This is a genomic window from Streptomyces hokutonensis, assembly GCF_000376565.1.
Classification (GTDB): domain Bacteria; phylum Actinomycetota; class Actinomycetes; order Streptomycetales; family Streptomycetaceae; genus Streptomyces; species Streptomyces hokutonensis.
The window spans coordinates 1-10,701 of record NZ_BARG01000110.1 but is presented as its reverse complement, the minus strand read 5'-3'; the positions used below and the strand labels follow the sequence as shown (position 1 = coordinate 10,701).

At 72.0% G+C, this 10,701-nt stretch carries 10 protein-coding genes; 3 read left to right on the top strand and 7 right to left on the bottom strand.

Annotation, left to right across the window (positions count from 1 at the left end; translation table 11 throughout):
• Positions 1 to 2: 2 nt before the first annotated feature.
• The 7 genes from SSP08S_RS50705 to SSP08S_RS50675 all read right to left on the bottom strand — a co-directional run bounded on the left by SSP08S_RS50705 (position 3) and on the right by SSP08S_RS50675 (position 7,838).
• Positions 3 to 1,130, bottom strand: a complete 1,128-nt coding sequence (locus tag SSP08S_RS50705) for a pyridoxal-phosphate-dependent aminotransferase family protein (RefSeq protein ID WP_019075328.1) — start codon at positions 1,128 to 1,130, stop codon at positions 3 to 5.
• Positions 1,127 to 1,999, bottom strand: a complete 873-nt coding sequence (locus tag SSP08S_RS50700) for an amino acid kinase family protein (RefSeq protein WP_019075327.1) — start codon at positions 1,997 to 1,999, stop codon at positions 1,127 to 1,129. Before SSP08S_RS50700 ends, SSP08S_RS50705 begins: the two co-directional genes overlap by 4 nt.
• Positions 1,996 to 3,183, bottom strand: a complete 1,188-nt coding sequence (locus tag SSP08S_RS50695) for a nucleotidyltransferase domain-containing protein (protein WP_019075326.1) — start codon at positions 3,181 to 3,183, stop codon at positions 1,996 to 1,998. The genes SSP08S_RS50700 and SSP08S_RS50695 overlap by 4 nt, the downstream gene beginning before the upstream one ends.
• Position 3,184: 1 nt before the next feature.
• On the bottom strand, positions 3,185 to 4,861 hold the full coding sequence (locus SSP08S_RS50690; RefSeq protein WP_019075325.1) for an amino acid adenylation domain-containing protein: 1,677 nt from the start codon (positions 4,859 to 4,861) through the stop codon (positions 3,185 to 3,187).
• Entirely contained in the window at positions 4,858 to 5,928 is a 1,071-nt protein-coding gene (gene sbnB / locus SSP08S_RS50685; protein WP_019075324.1) for a 2,3-diaminopropionate biosynthesis protein SbnB, read from the bottom strand. Before sbnB ends, SSP08S_RS50690 begins: the two co-directional genes overlap by 4 nt.
• Positions 5,921 to 6,895 carry a 2,3-diaminopropionate biosynthesis protein SbnA gene (gene sbnA, locus SSP08S_RS50680; RefSeq protein WP_019075323.1) on the bottom strand — a complete coding sequence of 325 codons (975 nt, stop codon included), beginning with the start codon at positions 6,893 to 6,895 and terminating at the stop codon, positions 5,921 to 5,923. The genes sbnB and sbnA overlap by 8 nt, the downstream gene beginning before the upstream one ends.
• Positions 6,896 to 6,977: 82 nt before the next feature.
• Positions 6,978 to 7,838 (bottom strand): isocitrate lyase/phosphoenolpyruvate mutase family protein, encoded by an 861-nt coding sequence (locus tag SSP08S_RS50675; RefSeq protein ID WP_019075322.1) that lies wholly within the window; start codon positions 7,836 to 7,838, stop codon positions 6,978 to 6,980.
• Between the two features lie 240 nt (positions 7,839 to 8,078).
• On the opposite strand from SSP08S_RS50675, the gene SSP08S_RS50670 reads away from it, so the two are divergent.
• The 3 genes from SSP08S_RS50670 to SSP08S_RS57705 all read left to right on the top strand — a co-directional run.
• The gene (locus tag SSP08S_RS50670) at positions 8,079 to 9,047 is read left to right on the top strand and encodes a TauD/TfdA family dioxygenase (RefSeq protein ID WP_019075321.1); all 969 of its coding nucleotides are present in this window, start codon (positions 8,079 to 8,081) and stop codon (positions 9,045 to 9,047) included.
• Positions 9,048 to 9,101: 54 nt separating this feature from the next.
• On the top strand, positions 9,102 to 10,445 hold the full coding sequence (locus tag SSP08S_RS57710; protein WP_019075320.1) for a TldD/PmbA family protein: 1,344 nt from the start codon (positions 9,102 to 9,104) through the stop codon (positions 10,443 to 10,445).
• The coding region (locus SSP08S_RS57705; protein ID WP_043260414.1) for a hypothetical protein at positions 10,442 to 10,701 on the top strand (260 nt) is incomplete at its 3' end. The genes SSP08S_RS57710 and SSP08S_RS57705, both read left to right, overlap by 4 nt.

Genomic DNA, 10,701 nt, shown 5'->3' with positions numbered 1-10,701 from the left:
GTTCACCACTCCTTCTTCTCGGTCTCGTGCTTGCTCAGGACGTCGTCGAACGCGGCGAACAGGCCGGCGATGTCGGCCGCGGTGAGCTGGCCCATGTTGGCCAGCCGGAACACTCCGGCGGACTTCGCCTGGGTGGCGTAGATGACGTAGCCGCGCTCCTTGAGTCCGTCGTGGAGTTCGTCGTACGTCAGGCCGTCGGAGAGATGGGCGTTGGTGATCGAGGCGGCCCGGTGGTGCGGGGGGAGGAGGAGTTCGATGCCGCGCAGTTCGAGGCCTTCGCGGATCTCCCGGGCGCGCTCGGTGTAGCGGCGGCCGCGGGCGGCCACGCCCTCCTCCAGGGTGAGGTCCAGGGCGGTGTCGAGGGCGCGCAGGACCTGCAGGGCCGGGGTGAACTGGGGGCTGCGGTCGAGGACCTGGGCGCGGTAGCCGGCGTACAGGTCGAGGTAGAAGGTGCGGGCGGGCACCGTCTCCAGCGCGGCGAACCGGTCGCGCGGGGCGCAGACGAAACTGATGCCGGGCAGTCCCTCCAGGCACTTGTTCGCGGTGCCGACGCACCAGTCGACGTGGTCGGCGACGACGTCGAGTTCCTCGGCGCCCAGGCTGCTGATGGCGTCGGCGATCAGCGACCGGCCGTGCCGGGCGACGACGGCGCCCAGCTCCCGCAGCGGGTTGAGCATGCCGGTGCTGGTCTCGTGGTGGACCACGGCGACATGGGTGACGCCTGGATGCTCGCTCAGGAAGCGGTCGACCTCCTCGGGCGGGATCGGGTTCGCCCACCCGAACTCCAGGTGCTCCACGCCGATGCCGTGGACGCGGGCGATGCGCAGCAGCCGTTCGCCGTAGTGGCCGTTGTCGAGGACGAGGAGCCGTCCGTCGGCGGGTACGACGGAGCTGACGACCGCCTCCAGGGCCGCCGTGCCCGAACCGGTGAGCAGTACGGCGGTGTGCGAGTCGCCGCCGCCGCACACCTCGGCGATCTTGCCGGCCACGCCGGCCAGGAGGTCCTGGGCCTCCGGTTCGCGGTGGCACTCGTCGGGCGAGGCGAGGGCGGTGCGGACCCGGTCGTGCACGTTGACGGGACCCGGGTTCAGCAGGACGACCCGGTCCCGGCGGTCGGACGCGGTGGTCATGGGGCGTTCTCCAGGAAGAGGGCGGGCGGGGGAGTGGCGCCGCCGGGGGTGCGGCGCGCGATCAGCGTGCGCGGGGTGTCGCGCGGCCAGTCCGCGAGCGGGGCGAAGAGGTGTCTGAGGTCCGCCGCCGTGCGGTCGCCGCGGGTGATGACGCACTCGGCGCCGCGCCGGGCGGAGTCGGCCAGCGCCTCGACCTTGCCCTCCATGGCACCGGTGGCGTCCCACGCGTCCGTCCAGAACAGGGCGCGGGCGGCGGCCAGTTCGTCGGGATCGAGGTGGGCGAGGACCGGGGAGCCGGGGCCCCCGGTGTGGATGCCGTCGACGTCGGTGAGGGCCACCACCCGCACCGGGCCGGCACCGAGGTCCAGCAGGACGGCGGGTACGTCGTCGCTGCTGAGGATGCGCAGGGTGCCCTCGGCGGTGAGGTAGCAGTCGCTGGACAGCACGGGCAGCGCGCCCTCGGCGAGCAGCCGGCCGACGACCGCGCCGTGGCAGACCCGGCTGCCGTCGGGGCGCTCCTCCAGCAGGGAGGTGACCTGGAGCGGGACGGCCCGTACGCCCCTGGCGCGCAGCCGGGTCGTCCAGGCCCAGCGCATCAGGAACGCCGGTTCGGTCAGGGCCACGGCGGCGTACGGGTCGTCCACGGCCGCCTTGATCCGCAGCCCGACCGGGTGGCAGAGCGCGCCGCCCCCGGTCACCAGGACCACCCGGCCGGGGAAGGCGGCGACCAGGTCCGCGAGCAGCCCGGCGTAGTCGTCGATGGCGGTCCAGTCGGTCTCGCCGGTGTCCCGCTTGTCGGAGAGGAGGCTGCCGCCGACCTTCAGGACGAGCAGCCCCGGCTCACCGTCCCGCGCGCCGGTGCCGGTCACTGGAGCGGCACATTCGAGGCGGTGCCCGCGGTGTGCCGGCCGGGGTCGAAGAGCCGGGCGAGGAAGCTCTGCTGCCAGCGCGCGGTCCGCCCGTCGAGGGAGCCGTACTGCTCCAGGTAGTCGGTGTCGTCCGGGCGCACCTTGTCGAGCACCCACGCGGGCACGGAGTGCGGGTACAGCACGGCGGTGAAGTGCAGGGCGTAGTAGACGATCGCCTCGGCACCGACCTCGCGGACCCGCTCCAGGAAGCGCTGCCAGGCGTCGTCGTCGGTGGCCTCGGCCACCAGGCTCAGGTCGAGGAACTTGCTGAGCTGGAGGTCCTGCCTGTTCTCGAAGAAGTGCAGGCTCACGGCCTCCTTGTGGAGGTGGGAGCACAGGTCGAGCAGCCGGTCGTCCGGCGCCGGCACCCAGGCGGGCACCCCGCACAGCACGACGGGCACGGCGCGGTCCAGCAACTCCTCGGCGGCCAGGGAGACACCGGACTTCTTCTGGAAGATGTCGTGGCAGATGTCGACGTTGAAGTCGGTGATGTCGGGGCGGCCACCGGGTTTGCGGTACGGCAGCTGGTTGCTGAGGTTCAGCTTCCAGAACAGCTGGGTCTGGCGGCTGTACGGCTCGATGCGCTCGCCGTCCTCGGCGACCTGGCCCTGGAGATAGCCGAGCCGGGCGAGCACCTCGTGGGCGGCGGGGGCGTCGCCGCGGGCCAGCAGGACGTCGAGGTCGGCGATGCGGCGCAGCGCCGGGTCGTGGTACTCGCCCTCGCCGAGGGAGAAGCCCTTGCGGACCGCGAACCGCAGCCCGGCGGCGGTGAGTTCGGCGAAGACACGGCCGAACTCGTCGGCGAGCGCCTGGTTGCGGGCCCGGTTGGCGAGATAGGCGCCGATGAACACCCAGGAGTAGGGGAAGCCGGGGGACCCGCCCGCCTTGCGGTCCAGGCGGTACCGGTCGACGTGCCGGCCGACCAGGGGCAACAGCTTGTGCCAGGCGGCGGCCTCCAGGAAGGCGCCCCAGTCGTGGTCGGGCCGGGCCGCCAGGGCGCGGATCTCCGTGATGCCGGCCGCGCTCAGCCGCGGCCGGGCGAGCGCCAGCAGCAGGCGGGCGTGGGTGGGGAGGTCGTCGACGGTCACCTCGGGGGCGGCGGGGGTGCCGGCGGGCGGTACTCGGGTCGTGTTCTCGCGTGCCATGTCACACCTTTGCCGGGGTCGAGCCGTCCTGCGTCAGCTGGCGCAGCGCACGGTGGTCGGTCTTGCCGTTCTGGGTCAGCGGCAGCGCGTCGAGCTCGGTGAGCCGGCGCGGCACCATGGCCTCGGGGAGCGCGGCGGCCAGACAGGCCTTCAGCTCCTCGGCCGGGACGGAGGCCGACAGCGTGTAGTAGGCGGCGAGTTCGGGCCGTCCGTCGACGACGGGCACCACGACGGCACACTCGTCGACCGCCGGGTGACGGCGCAGGACGACCTCGATCTCGTCCAGTTCCATGCGCACCCCGGCGACCTTGACCTGCCGGTCCACCCGTCCCAGGTAGTGGACGACGCCGTCCTCGAACCGGGCCAGGTCGCCGGTGCGGTACAGGCGCCGGGTGGGGGAGCCGGCGTCGAAGGGGTCGGTGAAGAACGCCGCCGCGTTGTTGTCGGGGTCGTTGAGGTAGCCGAGTCCGACGACCACCCCGCCGACGAACAGTTCGCCGCTCTCGCCGGCGCCGGCGGCCCGCCACCGCCCGTCGTCCTCGCGGGCGAGGAGGTAGAGCCGGGCCCCGCCGACCGGTGCGCCGACCGGCAGCCGGGGGCGGGCGGTGTCCGGCGCGGTCACCTCGTGGTGGGTGATGTCGTCCGAACACTCCGTGGGGCCGTAGGCGTTGAGCAGCCGGACGTGGGGCGCGGCGGCCAGGAACCGGGCGGCGAGGCCGGTGTGCAGTTCCTCGCCGGTGGAGATCAGCCAGCGCAGCGCGGGCAGGGTCGTGCCGGTGCGGCGCTCGGCCTGCTCGGTGATCCAGCCGACGACGGTCGGCACGAGTTCGACGACGGTGACGCCGGACTGCTCCAGGACGTTCGTCAGGCGCCGGGGGAAGGCGAGTTCGGGCTCGCGCACCACGACGACGGCACCGCCGACGAGGAGCGGGGCCAGCATCTGCCAGACGGAGATGTCGAACACCAGCGGAGCGGTGAAGGCCAGCCGGTCCGCCCCGGTCAGACCGAGGTCCTCGACCTTGGCCCAGAGGTGGTTCATCATGCCGCGGTGCTCCACCGAGGCACCCTTGGGCCGCCCGGTGGTCCCGGAGGTGAAGATGCAGTAGCGGGGTTCCAGGGAGCGGTCCGGGTTCTCGTCGGCGAACGCGACGGACACCGGGGTGTCGCCGCCGGGCGCCGAGACCGTCGCCGTCCCCAGCCCGGCGGCCGCCGCCACCGCCGTACGGCCGCGTGGGCCGCCGCCTCCCGGGGAGCCGGAGTAGTCGAGCAGCAGGCCGGCCCCGCTGCGGGCCAGGACCTCGCCGACCCGCTGGGCCGGCCAGTCGGGGGCGATCGGCAGATAGACGGCGCCGAGGCTTTCGAGGGCGAGGAACGCGGCGACGGTGTCGGCGGAGCGGTCGCCGACGGCCGCGACGACCGTGCCGGCCGTGCAGCCGGCCGCGCTCAGCACCGCGCGGAACCGGCCCACGCGGGCGAGCAGTCCGGCGTACGTCAGGGTGGACCCGCCGTCGGTGACCGCGGTGCGCTCCGGTGTCCGGGCCGCGGTGTCGGCGACCCGTGCCAGCACGCCGGACGCGGTGTCGGACGGGCCGCTGTCCCGGCCCAGGCTCAGTTCGCGGGCCGTGTCCAGGGCGCCCGGGGCGAGCGGCAGTTCCGCCGGGGTGAGGGGCGCGGTCATGAGGTGGCCGCGCTCTGGTGGCGGTCCAGCTCGTGGAAGAAGCCGTCGACGGGGACGGTGTCGCCGGCCGCGGTGGCCAGCCGGTGCACATGGGCGCCCACCGCGAGGTCCAGCACGCCCAGGCCGAACGGCGAGAAGACCACGGGCCTGTCGGCGGGGGCGGTGAACTTGCCGGTGAGGACGTCGTACAGGGTGGCGTCCAGGAAGTCGCGGTCGCCGGTCTCCTGTTCGGCGAGGTGCACGGAGGTGTCGGCCTTCAGCACGTGCTCGACGTCGTCGACGACGTTGGCGCTGCGCAGCACGATGTCGGTGCCGAGGTCGCGCAGGGAGACGTGCAGCACCAGGGGGTTGTGGTCGAACCAGGAGGGGTCGGTCACGTGCGGGGCGGCCGCGGTGGTCGCGAACACGATCAGGTCCGAGGAGCGGACCAGGGACTCGGCGTCCTGGTGCACCCGCACCGGCCGACCGGTCGGTCCGAGGACCCGCTCGGCGAAGGAGGCCGCGTACTCCGCGCTGAGGTCGTGCACCCCGAACTCGTCGAGTTGCCAGCCCAGTTCGGACAGGTAGTCGTGGACGTACCGGGCGATGAGACCGGTGCCGAAGAAGCCGACACGGCGTGGAGTGCCGCGCTGCTCGGCCAGTCGGCGGGCGGCTGACGCGGCCGAGGCGGCGGTGCGCACCGCGCTGATGATCGACCCTTCGAGGCAGGCGTACGGGTAGCCGGTGCGCGGGTCGTTGAGCAGCAGCAGGGCCGAGGCGCGCGGAATGCCCAGACCGAGGTTGCCGGGGAAGCTGGAGATCCACTTGATGCCGTCGACTCCGCCTGCCTCGCCGTCCGCGCCGACCCCGCCGCCGACCGACGCGGGCAGCGCGATGATGCGGGCGGTGGGCCGGTCGGGGAACCGGAGGAAGTAGGACGGCGGGTTCACCGTCCGTCCCTCGCCGTGGAGCCGGTAGGCGTCCTCGACCAGGTCGATGATCTCCGCCCGGCGTCCCGCCAGACTGCGGTGGACGGCCGCGCCGGGGACGACGGAGAATCCCGGCGGTCCGGCCTGTTGCTCAGCCATTGCTGCCTTCCCGTTCCGTGTGGAGGTCGCCGTAGGTGTCCTGGACCCACGAGTCGTCGTAAACCGTTTCGATGTAGCGGTCGCCGAGGTCCGCCGAGATGGCCACCGCGTTCAGCGACCGGCCCGGGTCGTGCCCGGCCAGCCAGCCGGCGGCACCGCTGACGACGGTTCCGGTGGAGCCGCCGAGGAGGAATCCGTGCCGGGCCAGGCGCCGGCACATCCGCACGGCGTCCCGCTCGGGCACCGGGACCACGTCGTCGACCAGGTCCCGCCGCACGAACGGCATGGGTTCGCCGGCGCCCAGTCCGGGCAGATGGCGGGGGCCCGCGGCCAGGCCGAAGTTGACCGAGCCGACGGTGTCCACCGCGACGATGCGCACCCCGGGCCGGTTCTCCCGGAAGTACTGGGCGCAGCCGCTGAGCGTGCCGCCGGTCCCCGTGCCGACGAAGAGCACGTCGAGGTCGGGGAACTGCTTGGCGATCAGGGGCGCGGTGTTCTCGTAGTGGGCGAGCCAGTTGGCCGGGTTCTCGTACTGGTTGAGCCACACATAGCCGGTGTTGCTCTCGCACAGTTCCCGTACGAGGGCCTTGCGGGCGGAGAGGTAGCCGCCGCTCGCGTCGGGCCGGTCCACCACCACGACCTCGCTGCCGAGAGCCCGCATCAGCTTGACCGTCGCCGGGTTGCACTTGGGGTCGGTGACACAGACGAAGGGGATCGACCGGGCCGCCGTGACGACGCTGAGGGCGACGCCGAGGTTGCCCGAGGAGGATTCGACGAGGGTGGAGCCGTCGCCGATCAGACCGTTCCGCAGACCGGTGACGACCATGGACGTGGCGGCCCTGAGTTTCACGGATCCCGCGAAGTTGAAGCCCTCGCACTTGAGGTGCAGCGGGATGCCGAGCGTGTGGTCCAGGTCGATGTAGACGTCGCTGTCGAGCAGGTCGTCCGCAGTGGAGATGATTGCCAAGGGTCCTGTCCGCTTCTGTGCGCCGGCCCGCTCACGGCCGCCGTCCGCTCGTCCCGCGCGCGCCGCGCGGCCGTCCTGGCGATCAGCTGTCGAGCTTCTGCCAGGAGTCGAGTCCCTGGAGCGCGAAGATGTCCTTGACCGAGGCGATGGAGCCCTCGAGGGCCGTGGTGTCGCCGTTCTCGTACACGGAGCGGTAGGTGTCGCGCAGGGCGCTGACGGTGGCGCGCAGTCCGTGGTTGGCGTAGATGACGACGGAGACGCCCGCCTGCCGGATGTCGTCGATGTGCCAGTCGGGGTAGGTGGTCGGGACGATGACCACCGGGACCCGGAAGTCCCAGCCGTCCAGGAAGGCGACGACCTGGTCGCGGGTCTTCGCCTTGGAGTGGACGAGGACGGCGTCGGCCCCGGAGTCCGCGTAGGTGCGGCAGCGGTCCAGGGCCTCGGCCACGTCCAGGCCGCTGATGAGGGCCTCGGTGCGGGCGATGACGAAGGTGTCCTTGGAGGCCTGCGCCTCCTTGGCGATCTTGATCTTCCTGGCGAACTCCTTGGTGCCCAGCAGTGTCTGACCGCCCGCCACGAAGCTGTTCATCTTGGGGAACAGCTTGTCCTCCAGGCAGAGCCCGGTAATGCCGGCGGCCTCGAACTCGTGGACCATGTGCCCCACGTTGAGATTGCCGCCGTAGCCGGTGTCGCAGTCGGCGACGACCGGGATGCGCAGCACCTTCTGGATGTTCGCGGCGGCTTCGAGGTACTCGGTCATGCTCAGGATGCTGGCGTCGGGCAGGCCGCGGGACGCGGAGACCTCCAGGCTCGACGACCACACGGCCTGGAAGCCGGCCTCTTCGGCCAGCAGTCCGCCCAGGGCGTGGTTCGCTCCCGCGACCCGGACGACGTCGTTGTCCGCCAGGACGGAGCGGAATGAGGGGTATATGGGTCGCTGCACGCCTGAAACTCCTGGTCTTTTGACAATGGGATGGCAATCCTTGCCAAAGCGCTGAGCTGTGCGCTGCGCTGCTGTGAACTGCCGAGATCCAGCCGTTGAGGCGTTTGATCGATCGGCACGGAGCAAAAACCTAGGGCGGCTGGCAACGGTTGTCAATGACTTGTCAACTAATTGCCAACGTGCTCCAATCGTTCTGGCCCGGCGCCCGGGCCGACGGGAAACAGAGAGGAACAGCCGAGAATGAGCACCGCGCTCGTGCCTACTCATCCACGCACTCTGGAAGTCCCCGCCGAGGCGTTCCACACCTTCTCGGAGCAGGCTCAGAGCGAACTGGCCGACTACGTGGCCGCCCTCGACCGGCAGCACCCGGGTGACCGCGTCGACGCGATCGAGGTCGACCTCACCGCGGTGCCGCGCTTCGCCGCGGAGGTCGACGGCAGCCGGGACGTCATCGACTCCCGCGCCCACTTCATCGTCTACGACCGGGTGGCGGGCGTCCGCTCACTGCGCCGACAGGCCCTGTACGCCTGGGTGCTGGGCACCGCGCTGGGCCGGCCCATGGTGCAGAACACCGACGGCTGGCGGCTGATCGAGGTGTACGACCGGGGCGTCCGCAGGACCATCGAGGACGGCGCCCGCTACCACCAGACCAAGCAGGGCTCGTACATGCACAACGACGCCGTCAACGACGTCGACCCCATCGACTACCTGCTGCTGTCCTGCGGGCAGTCCGCCTACATCGGCGGCGAGAGCATCCTCGTCGACGCGAAGCCCGTCCACGACGTCCTCGCCGGGCACCCCGACGTCCTCAAGATCCTCACCCAGGACTTCTGGTTCGAGAAGCGCGGCATGTCGCTGAGCGCGGAGACCGGATTCTTCCGCTCCCCGATCATCCGCTACACCGCCGACGGCGAACCGCTCGTCCGCTACTTCCGGACGTACATCGAGGTCGCCCACGAGAAGAAGGGCGAGCCGATCACCGACGAACAGCGCGCCGCCCTCGACTTCTTCGACGCCGTGCTGGACCAGTCGTCCGTCCAGTACCGCATCCGCCTCGAACGCGGGCAGACCCTGGTCTCCGCCGACGACCGGTTCCTGCACACCCGCACCGCCTTCTACGACCGGTTCGCGCCCCGCGGGATCGACCTGGACACCGACAGCCCGGACCAGGTCAACCGCTACATGTTCCGCATGTGGTCGAGCAAGTAGCCCCGCACCGCCCCTTGTCACGCGGCGCGGCACGTCCAGCCGAGGAGAACACCCATGCCCAGTGACTCCCTCCGCCAGGTGGGTCACGACCTTGCCGCCGAGATGCGCCAGCGGCGCCCGCACGACTGCGTCGCGACCTCGGCCGCGGCCCAGTCCTGGCATCGCGTCGGCGGCCGGTACGCCGAGGGCCGGATCCGTGACATCAGCGTGCAGCGCGGCCAGGCCAGCGCCGCCCGCTATGTGCTGCGCGACTCCTACCTGCACCGTGCCGTCTCCGGCCTCGACCCGGCGGTGGCCCGGCTCGCCGCCGGCGACACCCGGGACCCGGTCCGCCACCGCGCGCCGGACTCCGGTCCCGTGCCGGAGTGGATGGAACTGTCCGCCGCCCTCGGTGCCCTGGCCGAACTGGAGGAATCCGCCCGGAAGTTCGACCCCTCGGTCGCCCAGGTCGTGGTGGACTTCGAACTCGGCGAACAGGACCTGGTGCTCGCCGACGACACCGGGCTGTACGACGAACACCGCCTGCTGAGCTACCTCACGATCCGGGTGATCGCCCGCCGCGCCGGCCGTGTCGCCACCGGCTTCTACACCCCGGGCGTCAGCGGCCCGCTGAGCGGCATCGACGTCCGCGCCGCCGGCCGGGAAGTCGCCCGCCGCGCGGTCACCGGGCTCGACGCCAGACCCGCACCGGTCGGCCGGCTCCCCGTCGTCGTGGCGGGCGGCCGGGGCATGGTCCTGCTGCACGAGGCCTGCTGCCACCCGCTGGAGGGCGACGAGGTCCTGCGCGGCTCCGTCTACGCCGGCCGGCTCGGCGAGCACATCGCCTCCCCCCTCGTCACGCTGACCGACGACCCCACGGTGCCGGGGGCGGTGGGCAGTTACACCTACGACGACGAGGGCACCCCGGGGAGCCCGACCACCCTCATCGAGAACGGCGTGCTCACCGGCTATCTGACCGACCAGGAGTCGGCGGCCCGCCTCGGCCGCCCCTCCAGCGGCAACGGCCGCTGCACCACGGCACTCCAGCCGCCCCAGCCCAGGATGACCAACACCTGCCTGGCGGCCGGCACCTCGAGCGTGGCCGACATCATCGCCTCCACCGAGCACGGCATCTACGCCCAGCACGTCGGCGGCGGCGAAGTCATCGAGTCCACCGGCGAGTTCACCTTCCGGGTGACCAACGGCTTCCTCATCGAGAACGGGCGGGTCACCGACCCGGTCGAAGAGACCACCATCACGGGAACGGGAACGCAGGTGCTCCGGGACATCGACGCCGTGGCCGACGACAGCACGGTGGGCGCCGCCAAGTGCGGCAAGTTCGGACAGTGGGTGACGGTCGGCGTGGTCGGCCCCACCCTCCGGGTCGGTTCGCTCCTGGTGGGCGGTACCGAACGATGACCGAGACCCTGATCGAGGAAGCGGCCCGGCACGGCGCCGACGCCGAGGTGTGGACACTGCGCCGGGGGACCGACGAACTGGTCTGCCGCCAGGGCGCGCTGGAGCGCCGCAGCGAGGTCGCCACCGGCGCCACCGCCCTCACCGTGTGGGCCGACGGCACCGAGGGCTACGCCGTCCAGAACATCCCCGACTCCCACGACCCCGCCCTGGTGACCGCCGCCCTCGCCGTGGGCCGCGCCCTCTCCGCCACCGGCGC